Origin of the sequence: Lentzea sp. NPDC058450 (assembly GCF_042721395.1) — a bacterium.
Lineage (GTDB): Bacteria > Actinomycetota > Actinomycetes > Mycobacteriales > Pseudonocardiaceae > Lentzea.
The window spans coordinates 56464-76143 of the sequence record NZ_JBHXLO010000031.1; the positions used below are offsets into that span (position 1 = coordinate 56464).

At 69.5% G+C, this 19680-nt stretch carries 18 protein-coding genes; 10 read left to right on the plus strand and 8 right to left on the minus strand.

Annotated elements, in window-relative coordinates; translation table 11 throughout:
- Nucleotides 1-30 precede the first annotated feature (30 nt).
- On the minus strand, nt 31-1350 hold the full coding sequence (locus tag ACFWNN_RS35675) for a flavin-containing monooxygenase (protein ID WP_382444359.1): 1320 nt from the start codon (nt 1348-1350) through the stop codon (nt 31-33).
- 110 nt (nt 1351-1460) lie between these two features.
- On the opposite strand from ACFWNN_RS35675, the gene ACFWNN_RS35680 reads away from it, so the two are divergent.
- The 5 genes from ACFWNN_RS35680 (at nt 1461) to ACFWNN_RS35700 (ending at nt 5603) form a co-directional block, all read left to right on the plus strand.
- Nucleotides 1461-2417: an ATP-binding cassette domain-containing protein gene (locus tag ACFWNN_RS35680; RefSeq protein ID WP_382444360.1), complete on the plus strand. Its 957-nt coding sequence runs from the start codon at nt 1461-1463 to the stop codon at nt 2415-2417.
- Nucleotides 2414-3214 carry an ABC transporter permease gene (locus tag ACFWNN_RS35685; RefSeq protein WP_382444361.1) on the plus strand — a complete coding sequence of 267 codons (801 nt, stop codon included), beginning with the start codon at nt 2414-2416 and terminating at the stop codon, nt 3212-3214. Before ACFWNN_RS35680 ends, ACFWNN_RS35685 begins: the two co-directional genes overlap by 4 nt.
- A 49-nt stretch (nt 3215-3263) precedes the next feature.
- The gene (locus tag ACFWNN_RS35690) at nt 3264-4442 is read left to right on the plus strand and encodes an RtcB family protein (protein WP_382444362.1); all 1179 of its coding nucleotides are present in this window, start codon (nt 3264-3266) and stop codon (nt 4440-4442) included.
- 71 nt (nt 4443-4513) lie between these two features.
- A complete protein-coding gene (locus tag ACFWNN_RS35695) occupies nt 4514-5098 on the plus strand; it encodes a hypothetical protein (protein ID WP_382444363.1) in 585 nt (194 codons plus the stop codon).
- A gap of 97 nt (nt 5099-5195) precedes the next feature.
- Complete coding sequence (locus ACFWNN_RS35700) at nt 5196-5603, plus strand: hypothetical protein (protein WP_382444364.1); 408 nt, start codon at nt 5196-5198, stop codon at nt 5601-5603.
- 60 nt (nt 5604-5663) lie between these two features.
- Here ACFWNN_RS35700 and ACFWNN_RS35705 read toward each other — a convergent pair whose 3' ends face one another.
- The 5 genes from ACFWNN_RS35705 to ACFWNN_RS35725 all read right to left on the minus strand — a co-directional run bounded on the left by ACFWNN_RS35705 (nt 5664) and on the right by ACFWNN_RS35725 (nt 11926).
- Nucleotides 5664-6011 carry a hypothetical protein gene (locus ACFWNN_RS35705; RefSeq protein WP_382444365.1) on the minus strand — a complete coding sequence of 116 codons (348 nt, stop codon included), beginning with the start codon at nt 6009-6011 and terminating at the stop codon, nt 5664-5666.
- Between the two features lie 274 nt (nt 6012-6285).
- Entirely contained in the window at nt 6286-7053 is a 768-nt protein-coding gene (locus ACFWNN_RS35710; RefSeq protein ID WP_382444366.1) for a GntR family transcriptional regulator, read from the minus strand.
- 31 nt (nt 7054-7084) lie between these two features.
- A complete protein-coding gene (locus ACFWNN_RS35715; RefSeq protein WP_382444367.1) occupies nt 7085-7915 on the minus strand; it encodes a glutamate ABC transporter substrate-binding protein in 831 nt (276 codons plus the stop codon).
- Nucleotides 7916-8089: 174 nt separating this feature from the next.
- Entirely contained in the window at nt 8090-10750 is a 2661-nt protein-coding gene (locus tag ACFWNN_RS35720) for a GNAT family N-acetyltransferase (protein WP_382444368.1), read from the minus strand.
- Nucleotides 10751-10753: 3 nt separating this feature from the next.
- On the minus strand, nt 10754-11926 hold the full coding sequence (locus ACFWNN_RS35725; RefSeq protein ID WP_382444369.1) for an acetoin utilization protein AcuC: 1173 nt from the start codon (nt 11924-11926) through the stop codon (nt 10754-10756).
- Nucleotides 11927-12004: 78 nt separating this feature from the next.
- Between ACFWNN_RS35725 and ACFWNN_RS35730 the strand changes: the two genes are divergently transcribed.
- Entirely contained in the window at nt 12005-12610 is a 606-nt protein-coding gene (locus ACFWNN_RS35730; protein ID WP_382444370.1) for a hypothetical protein, read from the plus strand.
- Between the two features lie 19 nt (nt 12611-12629).
- On the opposite strand, the gene ACFWNN_RS35735 is transcribed toward ACFWNN_RS35730, so the two are convergent.
- Nucleotides 12630-13481 carry a sulfurtransferase gene (locus tag ACFWNN_RS35735; RefSeq protein WP_382444371.1) on the minus strand — a complete coding sequence of 284 codons (852 nt, stop codon included), beginning with the start codon at nt 13479-13481 and terminating at the stop codon, nt 12630-12632.
- A gap of 78 nt (nt 13482-13559) precedes the next feature.
- Here ACFWNN_RS35735 and ACFWNN_RS35740 point away from each other — a divergent pair, with 78 nt between their 5' ends.
- From ACFWNN_RS35740 to ACFWNN_RS35755, 4 genes are read left to right on the plus strand one after another with little or no spacing between them, the layout of a single operon-like run.
- Nucleotides 13560-14255 (plus strand): iron dependent repressor, metal binding and dimerization domain protein, encoded by a 696-nt coding sequence (locus ACFWNN_RS35740; RefSeq protein ID WP_382444372.1) that lies wholly within the window; start codon nt 13560-13562, stop codon nt 14253-14255.
- A complete protein-coding gene (galK, locus tag ACFWNN_RS35745) occupies nt 14252-15427 on the plus strand; it encodes a galactokinase (RefSeq protein WP_382444373.1) in 1176 nt (391 codons plus the stop codon). The genes ACFWNN_RS35740 and galK overlap by 4 nt, the downstream gene beginning before the upstream one ends.
- 36 nt (nt 15428-15463) lie before the next feature.
- The gene (gene galE / locus ACFWNN_RS35750) at nt 15464-16426 is read left to right on the plus strand and encodes a UDP-glucose 4-epimerase GalE (RefSeq protein ID WP_382444374.1); all 963 of its coding nucleotides are present in this window, start codon (nt 15464-15466) and stop codon (nt 16424-16426) included.
- Nucleotides 16427-16432: 6 nt separating this feature from the next.
- Nucleotides 16433-18436 (plus strand): prolyl oligopeptidase family serine peptidase, encoded by a 2004-nt coding sequence (locus tag ACFWNN_RS35755; RefSeq protein WP_382444375.1) that lies wholly within the window; start codon nt 16433-16435, stop codon nt 18434-18436.
- On the opposite strand, the gene ACFWNN_RS35760 is transcribed toward ACFWNN_RS35755, so the two are convergent.
- The gene (locus tag ACFWNN_RS35760; protein ID WP_382444376.1) at nt 18406-19446 is read right to left on the minus strand and encodes a DUF4192 domain-containing protein; all 1041 of its coding nucleotides are present in this window, start codon (nt 19444-19446) and stop codon (nt 18406-18408) included. The two genes, ACFWNN_RS35755 and ACFWNN_RS35760, sit on opposite strands and share 31 nt — an antisense overlap.
- Nucleotides 19447-19680: the final 234 nt, after the last annotated feature.

Below are 19680 nucleotides of genomic sequence, written 5' to 3' on the forward strand. Positions count from 1 at the left end.
GTACCCACCGCGGCCCACCGGAAATCCACGTCAGCGGCGGGCCGCACCCGCTCGCCGTTCCGCCTCCAGCTCACGCCGGTACCCGAGGAAGTCGACCTCCAGCGTGTGCCGCGACGACTTCACGTACCGGCGCCGCAGCCTCTCCCGGTAGGCGGTGATCTCCGCCTTCATCTCCGGCACCGGCGGCAGCGCCCCGCTCCCGGAGATCAGGTCGGCGATCCACTCGGCCTGCGCCTCGGCGAGCGGCATGATCGCCCCGAGCGGCTGGATCAACCCGAGGAAGTACAGCCCGGGATGCTCCGGGTCCACGACCCGCCGGTACAGCGACACGTCGTTGCCGGCAGCCGACACCGCGGGGAACGACGTGACGTCCAGGAACGGGAACTCCACCTTGTAACCGGTGCAGTAGACGATCACGTCGACGTCCTCGCGCGACCCGTCCGCGAACACGACCCCGGACCCGTCCAGCCGCGACAGGTTCGGCTTCACGGTGATGTCGCCGTGCCCGAGCCGGGTCAGCAGGTCGTCGGACACCGTCGGGTGCGCCGCGAGGATCCCGTGCGACGGTTCCTGCAGCCCGTAGTCCGACAGCCGGCCACGCGCCAGCCGCAGCATCGCCCGCAGCGACAGCGCCTGCAGCCAGGCAGGCGCGAACCGGGCGAGAGGCGACGTCGTCAGGTGATCGGTCGGCATGCCGAACAGGTACTTCGGCATGATGTGCGCGCCGCGGCGCATGGCGAGAAACGTCCGGGCGGACACGCGGGAAGTCTCGACCGCGATGTCGCACGCCGAATTGCCGATGCCGAGAACCAGCACCTTCTTGCCGGCGAAACGTTCCGGCGTCTTGTAGAAGTGCGCGTGCGTCTGCTCGCCGTCGAACGAACCGGGAAACGCGGGTTCGGGCATCCGCGGCGACCAGTGGTGCCCGTTCGCGACGATTACTGAACGATAGACACCCGAAAACTCCTCGCCGCTGTCGCGATCGCGTGCCGTCACCGAATAGCCACCGGGCGCGACGGATACGGAGGTCACCTCGGCGCGGAACCGGATGCGGTCGCGGAACCCGTGGTGCTTGACGAAGTCGTCGAAGTACTCGGCGATCTGGAAGTGCGACGGATACGCGGGCAGACGCGCCGGCATCGGGAACGACTTGAACTCCATCATCTGCCGCGAGGTGTTGATGTGGAGGGAGCGATAGGCCGACGACATGCCGTTGTCGTTGAGGTAGCGCCAGTTGCCGCCGATCTCGGATCCGGCCTCGAGGCAGTCGTACTCGATGCCGCGAGCGCTGAGCACCTGACATGCGGCGATGCCGGACGAGCCCGCCCCGATGACGCACACGCGTTCCATGCGACCGAAGTATTTTCACGTTCGCGTCCGCTGTCAATCACCGCCCTGTTCACCCCGGCGCGGCCGGAAATCGGACGAAATTGTCAGACCGGACCGCCATGATGGCCCGCATGACAGACGCGATCGTGGCCGAAGGCCTGATCAAACGGTACGGAAAGGTCGTCGCGCTCGACGGCCTGGACCTCCGGGTCCCCGAAGGCACCATCATGGGCCTGCTGGGTCCCAACGGCGCAGGCAAGACGACGGCCGTGCGCGTGTTCACCACCCTCCTCGAACCCGACGAGGGCACGGCGCGCGTCGCCGGGCTCGACGTCCGCACGCAGGCGGAGGAGCTGCGCGGCCGGATCGGGTTGTCCGGCCAGTACGCGGCCGTCGACGACAACCTCACCGGGTTCGAGAACCTCGACATGGTCGGCAGGCTCTACCACCTGGGCCGCGCCAGGAGCCGCGAACGGGCCCGCGAGCTGCTCGCCAGGTTCGACCTCGAGGACGCCGCCGACCGTCCCGTGAAGGGCTACTCGGGCGGCATGCGGCGCAGGCTCGACCTCGCGGGCGCGCTCGTCGCGAAACCGAGCGTGCTGTTCCTCGACGAACCGACGACGGGCCTCGATCCGCGTTCCCGCCTCGGCATGTGGGACGTGATCGAGGAGCTCGTCCAGGGCGGCACCACCCTGCTGCTCACGACCCAGTACCTCGAGGAGGCCGACCGGCTCGCCGACCAGATCGCCGTCATCGACCGCGGCAAGGTCATCGCCGAGGGCACCGCGGACCAGCTGAAGGACCAGGTCGGCGGCGAACGCCTCGAGCTGTCCGTCGCCTCGCCCGACGCGCTGACGGCGGCCAGGTCCGCTCTCGCCGACCTCGCCGTCGGCCAGATCGGGTCGGACGACCGCCAGAACCACCTGACCGTGCCCGTCTCGGGCGGCTCTGCGGTGCTGATGGAGGCGATCCGGCGCCTGGACGCCGAGTCGGTGAAGGTCCTCGACATCGGACTGCGCCGGCCGACGCTCGACGACGTGTTCCTGACCCTGACCGGCCACCACGCCGAAGGCGAGGACGAGAAGTGAAGCTGCTGCAAGCGCTCGCGGACGGCGCGGTCGTCGCCAAGCGCAACCTCATCAAGATCAAACGCGTGCCGGACCTGCTGGTGTTCTCCACGGCGGCGCCGATCATGTTCGTGCTGCTGTTCGCCTACGTGTTCGGCGGCTCGATCCAGATCCCCGGCATGGACTACCGCGAGTTCCTCATGGCGGGCATCTTCGCGCAGACGGTGTTGTTCGGCGCCACCATCACCGGCAGCGGTCTCGCCGAGGACATGACCAAGGGCATCATCGACAGGTTCCGGTCGCTGCCGATGGCGCGCTCGGCCGTGCTGGTCGGCCGCACGACGTCGGACCTGGTCAACAACGCGCTGGTCATCGTGATCATGATGATCACCGGCCTGATCGTCGGCTGGCGCATCCACTCGTCACCGCTGGAGGCGCTCGCGGCGGTCGGGATCCTGTTGCTGTTCGCGTACGCGTTCTCGTGGGCGATGGCGTGGATCGGGCTGCTGGTGCGCAGTCCCGAGGTGTTCAACAACGCCAGCTTCATCTTCATCTTCCCGATCACCTACATCGCGAACACGTTCGTGCAGTCGGAGAACCTGCCCGCGGGCCTGCGGCACGTCGCCGAGTGGAACCCGGTCTCCGCCGTCACGCTCGCGGCCCGCGAACTGTTCGGCAACACCTCTCCCCTGCAGCCCGCGCCGGACGTGTGGCCGTTGCAGCACCCGGTGCTCGCGTCGCTCGGCTGGGTCGTGGTCTTCCTGCTGATCTTCGTCCCGCTGGCCAACCACCAGTACAAGCGAGCGGTGGCCCGCTAGCGCGGAAACTCTTTTGTGGAAAGGCAAAGCGCCACCTAACCTCGAACGCATGGCAGCAACCCTGGTCCGCGGTCAGAACGTGGACATTCGCATGTGGACTCGACCGGAAGAGGTCGAGGAGTTCGCCATGCGGCAGTTGCAGAACATCTCCTCGCTGCCCTGGGCTTTCAAGCACGTCGCGGTCATGCCGGACGTGCACTACGGCAAGGGAGCCACGGTGGGGTCGGTGATCGCGTTGCGCGACGCCGTCTCCCCCGCGGCGGTCGGCGTGGACATCGGCTGCGGCATGACCGCTGTGCGCACCTCGCTCACGGCCAACGACCTGCCGGAGACACTGCGCGGTCTGCGGTCCCGGATGGAGGCCGTGGTCCCCGTCGGGTTCGGACAGCACCGCGCGACGGCGTTCACCGAGAGGGACGCGTCCGACTGGGGCGGGTTCTGGAGGAAGTTCGACGACCTCACGCCGGTCGTGAAGGCGCGCGCCGACAAGGCGATGCACCAGATGGGCACGCTCGGCGGCGGCAACCACTTCCTGGAGGTCTGCCTGGACGGGGACCAGCAGGTGTGGGTCATGCTGCACTCGGGGTCGCGCGGGATCGGCAACGAGCTGGCGCAGCACCACATCGCGGTGGCGCGCACGCTCGCGCACAACTCCGAGCTGCCGGACCCGGACCTGGCCGTGTTCCTCGCGGGCACGCCGGAGATGGCGTCCTACCGGCACGACCTGTACTGGGCGCAGGACTACGCGCGACGCAACCGCGCGGTCATGCTGCGCCTGGTCTGCGACGTGCTGCGCACGGAGTTCCCACAGATCTCCTTCGACGAACCCATCTCGGCCCACCACAACTACGTCGCGGAGGAGAACCACTTCGGCGAGGACGTTCTGGTGACGCGCAAGGGTGCGATCCGCGCCGGACGGGGCGAGCTGGGCATCATCCCGGGCTCCATGGGCACCGGGTCGTACATCGTGCGCGGGCTCGGGAACCCCGACTCGTTCATGTCTGCGTCGCACGGCGCCGGCCGCCGGATGTCGCGCAACAAGGCCCGCAAGACGTTCACGACGAAGGATCTCGCCGCCCAGACAAGTGGTGTCGAGTGCCGCAAGGACTCCGGCGTCGTGGACGAGATTCCGGGCGCCTACAAGGACATCGACGCGGTGATGGCGAACCAGTCCGACCTGGTCGAGGTGGTCGCCAAGCTCAAGCAGGTGGTTTGTATCAAGGGTTGATGTTTCCCTTGTGAGTGAACGGGAAAGCCTCCCGGACAGCCAGAGAGTTTGCCTGTCTTGGAGGTTTTTCCATGTCAACGGGCGCCATCATCGGCGTTGTGGTCGCGGTTGTCGCGGCATTGGTGATCCTCGCGATCGTGCTGAGGCCTGCCATGCAGCGCAAGAAGCTCCGCGACCGCTTCGGCCCTGAGTACGACCGCGCGGTCGAGCACAGCGACAACAGATCGGCCGCGGAGAAGGAGCTCGCCGAGCGGGAACAACGCCACAGCGAGTTCGACCTGAAGCCGCTTTCCCAGACGGCGCAGGAGAGTTACCGCCGGCACTGGGCGACCGTGCAGGCGAAGTTCGTCGACTCGCCGGAGAGCGCCATCGCCGACGCCGACCGCCTCGTGACCGATCTGATGGCCGAGCGCGGGTACCCCACCGAGGGGTACGAGGCGCAGCTGAGCGTTCTGTCGGTCGAGCACGCGAAGACGCTGGAGCACTACCGCAAGGCGCACGACATCTCGGAGCGCCAGGAGATCGGCGAGGCGAGCACCGAGGACCTGCGCACCGCGATGGTGCACTACCGCGAGCTGTTCACCGATCTGCTCGAACACGGCGCGGAGCCGCGCAAGAACAGGGAAGCCACGCGGAAGGAGAAGTCTGATGTCTGAGGCCCCGACTCACGCCGCTGGGGTTCCCACCCCGGCGCGACCCCAGCAGAACGAACGCGCACAGCAGACCGAGCGCACGCCCCAGCAAGCTCCGCGCGTGGACGCGCAACACGCTGAGGCACAACGGATCGACGCACAGCGCACCGAGGCGCAGAAGACCGATCAGCATCGGACCGAAGCGCCGAAGACCGAACATCCGCGCACCGAACAACAGCGCACGGAACCGCAACGCACCGAACAGCGCCACGCGGAGCGCGCTGAGTCGCGTCCGGTCGGCAAGCTGGAAGACGAGTGGCAGGCCGTGCAGTACGACTTCGTCGACGACCCGAAGTCCGCGGTCCGCAAGGCCGACGACCTCGTGACGCGCGCCCTGGAGGAGCTGACCAGCCGCCACCGCTCCCTCACCAAGCAGCTCGAGGGAAACAGTGATCCACAGACCGAGGACCTGCGACTGGCGCTCCACCGCTATCGGGAACTCTTCAAGTCGCTGGTCGCCGTCAAATAAGTGCTGGAAGCCCCGGCGCCGTGGCCGTAACAGGTGGCGGCGCCGGCAGGCATGTCCAGGTCAGCTGGGGAGCTCGCGGATCTCCATCTCCAGCACGTCGATCTCGTCGCTGATCGCCTCGTCGAGCATGTCGTCCAGCAACTTGCGGCACTCCGCCGACCCGCACCGCGGCAGCCCGGCACCGAACCGCGGCACCTGCTCCCACCACACGGCGGGGTTGTTCCAGAACGACCCCGACCCCTGGTCGACGCCTTCGAGGCAGCGCAGCCTCTGATCGGTTTCCGGGAGAGCGCGCACGAACTCGATGAACAACGCGAGCGCGTCGGGACTGCTCACCGGAACCGCGCCGTAGCCGCGCAGGCAGTCTTCGAGTTCTGCGAGGAACTCCGCCTTGAAGGACACGGCCACCCCCGCTCCTCCGCACCGTTGCGGACGTCCTGAAGTTCGTCCCGTCAACAGTACCTCCGCGACTTGAGCGGGGAACGAGTGCGAACGGGCGGTCTCTTCCTGTGGCCGCACGGGGTTCCGGTGACCCGCAGTCACCTCGTCCGCCGGTGCGGCGGCGCTCGTGTCAGCGCGGCCGAACGTCACTCTCCCGGACGCGCCAAGGAAGTCACGCAAAGTGCGGAGCGTTGTCCGTTGGGGCCCGAAAGGAATTCCCTCCACAGTGGACAGGCGCGACTCAGCGCTCCGCGTGCAGCCGTGCCACGAAGCTGAACCTGTCACCCCGGTACAACGACCGGGCGCGTTCGATCGGGTGACCGTCGACGTCGTAGGACACGCGGTGCAGCAACAGCATCGGCAGCGCCGGGTTCGTGCCGATCAGCAACGCCTCGCGGGGCGTGGCGAGGACGGTCTCGACGCGTTCCTCGGCCTCCGCGAACCGCACGCCGAGCCGTTCGGTGAGGCACGCGTAGAGCGAGCCGCCGGGGTCGAGCTTCTCGGTGAGGTCCGGGAAGCGGTTCAGGCTGAGGTAGGTCGATTCGAGGCCGATGCGTTCGTCGTCGGCGAGCAGCACGCGTTCGAGGTGCAGGACCGGGTCGCCGGGTTCGAGCGTCAGGTCGCGGGCGAGGCCCTCGTCGGCGCCGAGCTCCTCGACGGTGATGACCGTGCGGTTCGGTTCGACGCCCTGACGGCGCATGCCCTCGGTGTAGCTGACCAGGGACAACGGCTGGACGAGCTTGGGCGGCGCGACGAACGTGCCGCTGCCCTGGCGGCGGATGAGCTTGCCTTCGAGCACGAGCTCGCTGACGGCCTGGCGGAGCGTGACGCGCGAGACGGAGAACCGTTCGGCGAGCTCGCGTTCGGACGGCAGGACGGTGCCTTCGCCGAGGTTCTCGACGAGGTCGAACAGCTCGGCCTTGACCGCGTAGTAACGCGGGACGCGGCCGTGTTCGGGAATGCCCGCGCGAACGGGTCGATCAGCGCGGTGCGGCGGGACGCGGTTCACGTGGCGTGAGCCTACGTGACGCCCCGTGTGATCACGGGGCCAGCTTCGGCGGGTCGGGAATCTTGTAGCCGGAAGATCCGATGTTGGCTTCCAGCGACTTGCGCCAGGCGCCGGTGTCGATCATCTTCTGCATCGCGGCCTGGACCTTGGCCTTGCTGGCGGGGTCGTCGCGGTGCAGGCCGACGCCGTACTCCTCCTTGCTGAACGGGTCGCCGACGACCCGCAGGAGCTCGGGGTTCTGGGCGGCGTAACCGGCGAGCAGCACGTCGTCGGTGGTGACGGCGTCGACGTTCTCCGCGAGCAGCGCCGTGACGCAGTCGCTGAACTTCGCGTACTCGACCATCTTCACGTCCTTCGCGAACTGGTCGCGGACGTAGGCGGCGGAGGTGGAGCCGGCGGTGGAGCACAGGCGGAGGGTGGCGTTGAGCGACTTCGGGCCCTCGATGCGGTTCTCGTTCATGCGCACCAGCAGGTCCTGGCCCGCGACGAAGTAGGGGCCGACGAAGTCGACGATCAGCTTGCGCTTGTCGGTGATCGAGTAGGTGGACACCACCATGTCGGCTTCACCGCTGGTCAGGAGCGTCTCCCGGTTGCCGGGCTGCGCTTCCTTCCAGGTGATGTTCTGCTCTTTGACACCCAATTCGTTCGCGATGTACTTCGCGACGTCGACGTCGAACCCGCGGTAGCTGCCGTCGAGCCTGCGAACCGACAGTCCGGGCTGGTCGTACGACACGGCGATGGTCATGCGGTCGTCCGCACTGACCTTGCTCGCCATTCCGGATCCGCCGCCGCCCGCGCAGGATGCGAGCAGGAGCACGGCGGCGGTCGTCGCCACCAGGCGGAGAAGTGCTCTCGGCGTCATTCGTCCCTACTCACAGCTGATTCTCAGCTACAGCGCTTATTCCACGGGCATGCGCCTGCGCACCTGGGTGGTGCTGCTCGGCGATGCCGGAAACCTAAGCGCCGAAAGGACGCATGTCCATACCTCAACGCGAATGAAACATCGGAATCGTTGCGGTAACTCATCAGTAGCGAGTTACCGCAGACGACGTGGCCCCGCGTCGTGCAGCGACGGAGGCGGCCCGACGACGATGCGCGCACTGCTCACGAAAGCGCCTGCGGCAGAAGCAAGAACCGGTTCGAGCTTCAACGAGCGCACCTCCGGAAGGTCCTCGGCCAGTGCGGCCAAACGGAGTACCAGTTCCTGAAGTGCTTTCAGGTCCGCGGGTTCGTCGCCGCGGTAGCCGGTGAGCAACGGCGCTGCCTTCGGTGCGGCAACGAGTTCCGCCGCGTCGGTGTCGGTGAGCGGGACGGCCCGGTAGGCGCGGTCGCCGAGGAGATCGCTGACCAGTCCCGACAGTCCGAACCAGACCAGCGTGCCGAAGCTCGGGTCGTCCTGCAGGCCCAGGACGCAGCTGACTCCCTTGGGCGCCATGCGTTGCACGTAGACGCCGGGGTCGCCGGAGAGCGCGGCGAGGTCGTGGTAGGCGCCCCGCACCGACTCCTGCCCGGCGACGTCGAGGCGCACGCCGACGAGGTCGGTGCGGTGGCGCAGGCGTTCGCTGGTGGCCTTCATGGCGACGGGGTAGCCGAGTTCGTCGGCGGCCTGGACGGCTTCCTCATCAGTGCGGGCCATGCGGAACGGGACGACGTCGATGCCGTAGCAGCTCAACAGTTCGACGGCCTGCTCGTCGCTGAGCCTGCGCTCGAACTCCGGGCTGTCCACAATGGATCGAGCCCGGTCGGGGTCGATGCCGTCCGGCCGCACGAAGGTGCCCTGCGGCGCGGCGCGCCAGCGGGCGTAGCGGACGGACCTGGCGAGAGCGAGCACGGCGCGTTCGGGACTGGCGTAGCTGGGAATCCCGCCCTTGCCCGGCATCCGCAGCTCGTCGGGGACGCCCTCGACCGCGAGGAACGTCGACACGATCGGTTTCGTGCGGTGCGCGGCTTCCCTGATGGCACGGGCGTAGGCGGTGCCGGGGACGGCGACCGGCGGCACGAACACGACGACGAGGGCGTCGGTGTCGGCGCGGTCGAGGGCCTCGCGAACGGCCTTCGCGAACTCCTCCGGCGTGGCCTGGGCGCCGACGTCGACGGGGTCGCCCGCGAGGTCGAGGTCCTGGGCGAGCAGCGTGTCGGCGGCGAGCAGGCCGATCGCGGTGGAGTTGCCGACGACGGCGACGCGCTTGCCCTTGGGCAGCGGCTGGTGGGCGAGCAGCAGGGCGGTGTCGAAGAGCTGGGCCAGCGAGTCGACCCTGATCACGCCGGCCTGCTCGAACAGGGCCTGGACGCTCGCCTCGTCGACCTTGGCGGCGGTGGCGGCGAGGCCGGGGACGACGGCGTGGCGGCCCGACTTCACCGCGACGATGGGCTTGGTGCGGCCGAGCCGTCTGGCGAGCCTCGCGAACTTGCGCGGGTTGCCGAAGGACTCCAGGTAGAGCAGGACGACGTCGGTGGCGGGGTCGGTCTCCCAGTACTGCAGGAGGTCGTTGCCGGAGACGTCGGCGCGGTTGCCGGCGGAGACGAACGTCGAGAGGCCGAGGCCCCAGCCGGCGGCGTTGGCGAGGATGGCCGTGCCGAGGGCGCCGGACTGGCAGAAGAAGCCCGCGCGGCCCCGTTCGGGCAGCTTCGGGGCGAGGCTCGCGTTGAGGCGGACCTTGGGGTCGAGGTTGAGCACGCCGAGCGCGTTCGGTCCGACGACACGCATGCCGTGCGCTCTCGCCTCCGCCGCGAGCCTGCGTTCGGCCGACAGCCCGTCAGGTCCCGTCTCGCCGTAGCCCGAACTGACGACGACGAGCGCCTTCACGCCCTTGGCGAGACATCCGTCCATGACCTCGTCGACGCTGGCGGCGGGCACGGCGACGACGGCGAGGTCGACGTCGTCGGGGATGTCGAGCACGGTTGGATAGGCCCGCACGCCCCGTACGGCGCGATGCTCGGCGTTGACGGGGTAGACGGGCCCGTTGAAGTCGGCTTCGAGGAGGTTCTTGAGGACCGCGTGCCCGATCTTGGTGGGGTCGGTGGACGCGCCGATGACCGCGACGCTGCGCGGATGCAGCAGGTTGTGCACGCTGCGCGCCTCGGCGGCCTGCTCCCGTGCCCGCGCCACGGCGACGGACTCGTCGGTCGGGTCGATCGCGAACTCCAGGTGCAGCACGCCCTCCTCGAACGCCCTGCTGACCTGGTAGCCGGCGTCGCGGAACACCCGGACCATCTGCCCGTTCTCGGCGAGCACCTCGGCCTCGAACCGCGCGAGCCCGACCTCCCTGGCCGCGGCGGCGAGGTGTTCGAGCAGGATGCTGCCCAGCCCGCGCCCCTGATGCCCGTCCTCGACGACGAACGCGACCTCGGCGCTGTCCCCCTTGTGCCCCTCGCCGTGCAACCGGTCGAACCGCCCGACCGCGACGATGTCGTCGCCGAGCAACGCGATGAGCGCGACCCGGTCGTGGTGGTCGACGGTGCTGAACCGCTCCAGGTCCCGTTGCGGAATCCGCGGGTACGGCCCGAAGTACCGGAAGTACCGCGTGCGCTCCGACAGCCGCCCGTGGAACTCCCGCAACTGCTCGCCGTCGTCGGGCGTGATGGGCCGCAGGTGGACCGTCCCGCCGTCGCTCAGGACGACGTCGGCCTCCCACCGCCGCGGAAAGTCGAACGGATCCCTCTCGCCGGGCACATCCTCGGGCACGCGGTCCGGCACTTGTCAGTCCCTGGGGTCGTCGGGATCAAGCCCATGCAACGGGAACACCGCACGACGCGTCTCGCGGATCGCCTTGTCCACCGGCTCCTCCGCGTCGCCGCCCCACGGCTGGTGCCCAGGGTCGCATCCGTCGGTCATCGACGCAGGCAAAGGCCACTCAGGTGCGATGCGTGTCGCATGAGCCACCCAGTCCGCCGGCAACGGCCGATTGGGGTCGACATCCCGATCCAGCACGGTCGCCAGCAGGTGCGTCCACGACCGGGGCACCACCCGCAGCAACTCGTACCCACCCCCGCCGAGCGCGAGCCACTTGTACCCGTGCTCGTTCACGAGGTCCCGAAACGCCTGGTAGATCGCCCGATGCCCGTCGACGCTCAACGACAGGTCCGCCAGCGGATCCTCCCGGTGCGTGTCCACGCCGCACTGCGTCACCAGCACCTGAGGCCGGAACGCCCGCAACAACGACGGCACCGTCGCGTGAAACGCCCGCAACCACCCACCGTCCCGAGTCCCGGCGGGCAGCGGCACGTTCACCGCGCTCCCCTCGGCCCCAGCACCCCCGACCTCACCGGCCCACCCGGTCCCCGGCCACAAACTCATCGGATGCTGGTGCAACGACACCGTCAACACCCGCGGGTCGTCCCAGAACGCCGTCTGCACCCCGTCCCCGTGATGCACGTCGACGTCGACGTAAGCAATGCGCTCCACTCCACTGCGCAACAGCCACTCGATGGCCACCGCGCAGTCGTTGTAAACGCAGAACCCGGCCGCACTGTCCGGCATCGCGTGATGCAACCCACCAGCGATGTTGACGGCCCGATCCACCTCCCCCGACGCAATGGCCCGAGCCGCCACCAACGACCCGCCGACCACCAACGCCGAGGCCTCGTGCATCCGCTCGAACACGGGGTTGTCCGCCGTCCCCAACCCGTGCCCGACATCCCACCCGGCAGTGGGCGCGGCCTGCACAGCACTCAAATACCCAGGCTTGTGCACCAGCTCGATCTCTTCGTCGCTGGCCGCCTCAGGCACCCGCAACTCCACGTCGTCCAGCACCCCGAGCGAGGTAGCGAGCCGCACCGTCAGGTCGAGCCGGACGGGATTGAGCGGATGGTCGCCACCGAGGTCGTACCCGAGGAAGGACCTGTCCCAGACAACCGCGGCTGGCTTACCCATGCCCAGCAACCTACAGTCGCTTCGCCCCGGCGCACCTGGCCGGCGGAACCGATCTCACCGAACAGGGGTCAGAGGCGCATGCACCTGAGACCAGCGGCCGTACTCGCAGCACTGTGCCTGACCCTCCTCGCCGCCACCGGCTGCGCCGCCGAGGTCAAAGGCACCGCCACGGCCGACCCGAACGCCACCCAAGAGGCCTCAGACCCCACCACGACCTCAAGGAAGCCGCCGGCCAGCACCGCCAACTCCAAGCCGGCCACCCCCACCGCCCCGCAACAGCAGGGCAAGGTGAAGATCACCACCAAGAAGAAGGCCACGGGCCTGGAAACCTGCGGCGTCCTCAAGGCCGCGGACATCGAGGCCGCCACCGGCGGCAAGTCCTCGGCGGACGGCGGCTGCATCCACACCACCACCGGCCCGTCCGCGGTCATCACCCAGATCGTCACGGTCCCGGACATCGTGGACCAGGACGGCGAGAAGAAGCAGATCGAGATCGGTGGCAACACCGCATGGCAGGTCGCCGCCTCCAAGGAGGACTGCCAGGTCACCGTCATGCTGACCGACGACCCGACCGTCATCACCCCGGCCTTCTCGGTGAGCGTCCTGGCGATCGACGACCTGGACACCTGCGCCACGGCCCTCAAACTCGCCACCGAGGGCTTCAACCGAATCCCCAACGCCTGACACCACCGGCCGGCACCACTCAGCCGCCGGTAGCGACCTCCCGGTTCAACGCACACCAGTTGGACCACGACCCGGCGTACAGAGCGGCCGGCTTCTCGGCCGACGTGACTCCCGCCACCTCCAGCGCGAGCACCACGGACGAGGCGGTCACCCCAGACCCGCAGTACGCCCCGACGTCCCCACCACCCGACACTCCGAGCCCGGCGAACCGCGAGGCCAGCTCCTCAGCCCCGAGCCACCGCCCGTCCGCCCCGACGTGCCCGGTGGTCGGCGCGTTGAGCGCGCCCGGAACGTGCCCGGCCTTCGGGTCCACCGGCTCGGTCTCCCCGCGGTACCGGGCGGCCGCCCGCGCGTCGAGCAGCACCCCGTCGCGCGCGAGCGCCGCCGCCCCGTCCGCGTCCAGCACGGGCATCTGCCCAGGCCGCACCACCACGTCACCGAGGGCGTCCCCGCTCAGCTCGGCCGGCACCTCGCCGGTCACCAGCAGCCCGGCTGCCTCCCACGCGGCGAACCCGCCGTCCAGCACCGCGACCTCACCGAACCCGGCCCACCGCAGCAGCCACCACACCCGCGCGGCGACCGACCCGTCCCCCGCGTCATAGGCCACGACGCTGCCGCCTTCACGCACGCCGGCACGGCGCAGCACCTCCTGCAGACGCTCCGGTTCCGGCAGCGGATGACGGCCCCCGACACCGGGCGGAGCGGACAACTCGGTGTCCAGATCCACGTACACCGCGCCAGGCACGTGGCTGACCTCGTAGTCTTGGCGTCCGGGTGGTCCACCGAGACGCCACCGGACGTCGAGCACAACGGTGGCCGGACGCGCACTCAGCGCGTCGGCGAGGGCCTCAGGAGTGATCAAGGGATGCACGACTCACATCCTGCACCCGCGCGGACACCTGTGTCCCCCGGCACGACTACCATTGACACCATACGAAGGGGAGCGGGTGTGAACGACCTCATCGACACCACGGAGATGTATCTCCGCACGATCTACGAGCTTGAGGAAGAGGGCGTGGTGCCGCTGCGCGCCCGCATCGCCGAGCGCCTTGGCCAAAGTGGACCGACGGTGAGCCAGACCGTCGGCCGCATGGAACGCGACGGCCTGGTGGTCGTGGCGGAGGACCGCCACCTCGAGCTCACCGAGCAGGGCCGCAACCTCGCGATCGCCGTCATGCGCAAGCACCGGCTCGCCGAGCGCCTCCTCGTGGACATCATCGGGCTCGAATGGGAGCACGTGCACAGCGAGGCATGCCGCTGGGAGCACGTGATGAGCGAGGCGGTCGAACGCAAGCTCATCAAGCTCCTCGGCAACCCCACCACCTCGCCTTACGGCAACCCGATCCCCGGCCTCGACAAGCTGGGTGACGGCGAGCCCGCACCGCCCGCCGAGGCGGACCTGGTGCGCGTGGACGAGGTGGCCCGCCGCGGTGGCGGACGCGTCGAGGTGCGCCGCATCGCCGAGCACGTCCAGCTCGACCCGGACCTCATGGCCGAACTGAAGGACGCCGGCGTGGTGCCGGGCGGCACCGTGGAGGTCGAGGCGCTCGGCGGCGCCAAGGTCATCCAGGTGCGCGGCGGCAACGGCAACAAGGCCGAGCTCGACCCCGCGGTCGCCCACGCCGTCCTGGTGCTCGCCCGGTGACCCAGGCGACAACACCGGCGGCGAAGGCGGCCGAGGCGTTCCAGCGCCTGTACGGGCGCACGCCCGAGGGGGTGTGGTCGGCTCCTGGCCGGGTCAACCTCATCGGCGAGCACACCGACTACAACGACGGCTACGTGCTGCCGTTCGCGTTGCCCCACCGCATCGCGGTAGCGGCGTCGCCCCGTACCGACGGCGTGATGAACGTCGGCACGATGGGCGACGACGGCGGGGTGCAGGAGGCGGACCCGGTCGTGGTCGCCGACCTAGTCCCCGGCACCGTCAAGGGGTGGGCCGCGTACCCCAGTGGCGTCGCCTGGGCGCTGCGCGAGCAGGGGATCCCCGTCACCGGCGGGGCTGACCTCGTCATCGCGGGCGACGTGCCCGCGGGGGCCGGTCTGTCCTCCTCCCACGCCCTGGAGTGCGCTGTCGCGCTCGCGCTGCTCGGCCTCGCCGGCGTCGACGCCGAGCGGCCGGACATCGCGCGCTGGGTGCAGCGCTCCGAGAACGACTTCGTGGGCGCGCCAACCGGCATCCTGGACCAGACGGCATCGCTGTGCTGCGTCGAGGCGCACGCGCTGTTTTACGACGTGCGCTCCGGCAAGCCGGAACAGGTCGCGTTCGACGCGGCTGCCAGCGGGCTCGAGGTCCTCGTCATCGACACGCGTGCGAGCCACGCCCTCGTCGACGGCGGCTACGGCGCCCGGCGGGCGGGCTGCGAGCGTGCGGCCGGCATCCTCGGCGTCCCCGCGCTGCGGGACGTCGACATCGCGGAGCTCGACCAGGCACTCGTCCGGCTGCCCGAAGACCTGCGTCCGCTGGTGCGGCACGTCGTGACCGAGAACGACAGGGTCCTGCGCACGGTCGAGCTGCTCCGCGCGGGCGAGCTCGCCGACGTCGGCCCGCTGCTCTCGGGTTCCCACGCGAGCCTCCGGGACGACTACCGCGTCTCCTGCCTGGAGCTCGACGTCGCCGTCGACTCCGCGATGGCGGCCGGTGCTCTGGGCGCCCGGATGGTCGGCGGCGGCTTCGGCGGTTCGGCCATCGCCCTCGTGCCCGTCGAACGGCACGACGAGGTCGAGCGGTCCGTGCTCGCCGGCTTCGCCTCGCGCTCGCTCACGCGGCCGAGGCTTTTCACGGCGGTTCCGTCCGCGGGTGCGGGCAGGGACCGGTAGCCAAGAACGATCTTGACCAGGAATGCGAGGACTGTGGTGAAGCTGCTCGTCACGGGCGGGGCCGGATACGTCGGCAGTGTGTGCGCTGCCAGGCTGCTCGAAGCGGGGCACGAGGTGGTCGTCCTCGACGACCTCTCGACCGGCCACGAGGACGCCGTGCCCACGGGAGCGCGCTTCATCCAGGGTGACATCGCCGAGGTGATCGGCGATGTCCTCGCGGAAGGGTTCGACGGAGTTCTGCACTTCGCGGCGAAGTCCCTCGTGGGCGAGTCCATGCAGGACCCCGGCAAGTATTGGACGGGCAACGTCCTGACCGCGATTCAGCTGCTCGACGCGATGAAGGATCACGGCACGCCGAAGCTCGTCTTCTCCTCGACTGCCGCGACGTACGGCGAGCCGCGGGAGGTACCGATTCCCGAGACCGCCCCCACCGCGCCGACCAACACCTACGGCGCCACCAAGCTGGCCATCGACCACGCGATCACGTCGTACGCCGCGGCGCACGGCCTCGCGGCGACGAGCCTGCGGTACTTCAACGTCGCCGGCGCCTACGGCAGCATCGGCGAGCGGCACGCGACCGAGACCCACCTCATCCCGCTCGTGCTGCAGGTCGCGCTCGGGCAGCGTGAGCACATCTCGATCTACGGCGAGGACTGGCCCACCGAGGACGGCACCTGCGTCCGCGACTACATCCACGTCCTGGACCTCGCGGACGCCCACCTCCTCGCGCTGGAGAACGCCACCGCGGGCGAGCACCGGATCTACAACCTGGGCAACGGCACCGGCTTCTCGGTGAAGCAGGTCATCGACACCTGCCGCGAGGTCACCGGCCACCCGATCCCCGCCGTCGTCGCCCCGAGGCGCGCCGGCGACCCGGCCGTCCTCGTCGCCTCCGCCGAGCGGGCCCGCACCGAGCTCGGCTGGAAGCCCGAGCGCGCGGACATCACCGGCATCGTCCGCGACGCGTGGGAGTTCACCCGCGCCCGGCACGGAGCCTGAGCCGGGATGACCGACTTCGCCTCCTTCGAGAGCTACAACGCCACCCCGCGGCTCGCGTCGCTCGCGCTGTCCCCCGACGGCACCCGGCTCGTCACGGTCGTGTCCTCGCTCGCCGCGGACGGCAAGACGTGGCAGGGCTCGCTCTGGGAGGTCGACCCCACCGGCGAGCGGGAGGCCGTCCGGCTCACCCGCTCCGCTAAGGGGGACTCCTCCCCGGTGTTCGCGCCCGACGGATCGCTGCTGTTCCTGTCGGCGCGCCCGGACCCGCTCGCGAAACCAGGTGAGGCCAAGGACAAGAAGGCGCTCTGGCGGCTTCCGGTCCGCGGTGAGGCCGCCGAGGTGCTGCGGCCGGGTGGCGGAGTCGGTCAGGTGCGCGCCGCGGGCGAGACGGTGCTGTTCACGTCCTCGGCGTACCGCTTCACGGAGTTCGGCGAGAGCGACGACGCCAAGCGCAAGGCCCGCGAGGACGCCGGCGTGACAGCGATCCTGCACGAGTCGTACCCGATCAGGTACTGGGACGCGGACCTCGGCCCTGCCTACCCGCGACTGTTCGCGGCTCCGCTCGGGGACGTCACCGCCGAGACGGTCGCCGCCCTGAGCGGGGACTTCGAGAGCAGGCTCAGCGACGAGGACGTCGCGCTGAGCCCGGACGGGAAGCTGGCCGTCTACGGCCACGACGTCGACGTCAGCGCCGCCTACGGCCGCCGCACCGAGCTGCGGATCGTGGCGACGAGCGGCGGAGAGTCCCGCGCCATCGCCTCCGAGGAGGGTTTCTCCTTCCACGGTGCCGTGTTCACGCCGGACTCGGCCGCGGTGATCGCGATCCGGTTCCGCGAGTCCACTCCGGACTCCCCGCACCGACGCGACCTGGTGCGCGTGGACCTGGCCGACAACACGATCACGCCAGTGGCGCCCGACTTCCAGGAGGAGCCGGACCACCCGGTGGTGAGCCCGAACGGGTCCGCGGTGTTCTTCACCGCGAGCCATCTCGGGCACCAGCCGCTCTGGCGGCTGGACCTCTCGACCGGTGAGATCACGAAGCTGACGGTCTCCGGTTACTACAGCGACCTGGTCGTGAGCCCGGACGGCAAGACGCTGTACGCGCTGCGCAACTCGGTCGACCACCCGCCGCAGCCCGTGCGGCTCGCCGCCACCGGTGCCGATCAGGATCCAGAACGGCTGCCTGCGCCCGGCGCCCTCCCGTCGGTGCCCGGCACGCTCACCGAGATCTCGACGGTCGTCGCCGACGGCAGGACCGTCCGGTCCTGGCTGGTGCTGCCCGAAGGCGCCTCCGCCGACTCCCCCGCGCCACTGGTGCTGTGGGTGCACGGCGGTCCGGTCATGAGCTGGAACGGCTGGACCTGGCGCTGGAACCCGTGGCTGATGGCCGCGCGCGGCTACGCCATCCTCCTGCCTGACCCCGCCCTGTCGACCGGGTACGGGCCGGACTTCATCAAGGCCGGCTGGGGTCGTTGGGGTGCTGAGCCCTACACGGATCTGATGGCCATCACCGACGTCGCCGTCGAGCGGGCCGACATCGACGCCTCCCGCACAGCCGCGATGGGCGGCTCCTTCGGTGGCTACATGGCCAACTGGATCGCGACTCAGACCGACCGGTTCCGCGCCATCGTCACGCACGCCTCGCTGTGGCACCTCGACGCCTTCTCCGGCGGCACCGACAGCTCCTACTTCTGGATGCGGGAGATGGGCGACCCCCTCACGCAGCCGGAGCGGATCCTGGCCAACTCCCCGCACCTGCGTGTGGCTGACATCAAGACGCCCATGCTCGTCATCCACGGGGACAAGGACTACCGGGTTCCCATCGGTGAGGGACATCGCCTGTACTTCGACCTCGTCCGCCACGGGGTCAAGGCGAAATATCTTTACTACCCAACTGAAAACCACTGGATTCTCACCCCCGGCAACTCTCGGGTCTGGTACGAGACGGTGTGGGCGTTCCTGGCCGAGCACGTGCTGGATCAGGACTGGGAACGACCCGAACTGCTCTGACCGCGAGCGAGCAGCGCACGGGCGCTGTCCATGTACGTCACGGACAGCGCCCGCAACTCGGCGGGCGGGAACGCCGCGCTGACCGCGGAACGGATCAGACTGCTCAACGCGTGGCCCGGGCAGGCCTCGTCCGCGGCGTCGAGCGCGATGGACGCGACCCCGCCGTCACCGCGCTGATAGGCGTAGAACGCGAGCAGGGCGGCCGGTTCCGCTCGTTCTGGCGCCGGGCAGGTCCTGGTGAGTTCGAGCCACAGCCGTTCCGCGAGCCTGGACCTCGCCTGCGTCGCGAACCCCATGCTGGCGTCCCTGACCGCGGGCATCGCCAACGCCCTCGTCAGAGCGACGATCTCCTTGTCCGGCAACGGTCCCTTGCGATGTTCCACCGCGTCGATCGCGTCGCTCACCCGATGTAGTTCGACGCTCGGGTCGGGGGCCTCGACGGCCGTCATGAGCTCGTCGAGCAACGTGGATCTGCGTTCCAGCGCTTCTGGCGGATCCAGTGCGGCGATCGCGGCCAGGGCGGCACGTGACTCGAACGTCACGTTGCCCTCGTGCGCGGATGCGGCGGCGAGGGCGGACAACTGGGGATCCGGCAACCTGCCGTGGCAGTCGATGTCGAGATAACAGAGCCACTGCGCGTCTTTCTGGCACGATGGCAGCCACACGGCCTCGACGACGTCGATACCGACTCCGCCCAGCCGGTTCCTGAGTGTGGCGACCAACGGCTCGTGTGGCAGCTCCTCGGGCATGTTCTCCGAGGGCGCGCTCACGACCGCGAGGATCACCTCCGCCGCGCCGTGTTCGAGCAAGGGGCCTTCCAGCTGAGCTGCCAGGTATCCCCTATGTCGCGGTCTTGGCAGGTCGACGCGCATGGTCATGTTGACCATGTCGTCTTGCAGCACCATCACGACGAGCGAGTCGGCCGGGTGGAATCCCATCAGGTGCGGGATCGCGGCGTAGAGGTCGCCTGCTTCGCGAACGTGGATGGGCTTCGGGAGGGTTGAGGGCATGGGCCCACAGTGGAGGGTGGGGCGGGGGATGGGCCGGGGTTGTCGTGAAGTTGTGGACAACTCAGGGGCTGTGGACAGGTCGAGATCTTGGAGAGCTTGGAAGCCGGGGTTTGTCGGGGGTCGCTGCTAGAGTGCCGGGGGGTGGGCCTGTTTGAGAGCAAGGCCGGCGGGGGGGGAGAAGACCGTGAGCCCCGGGGGCCGCGCCCCCCCAACCGCCCATGAAACCCACTGGGC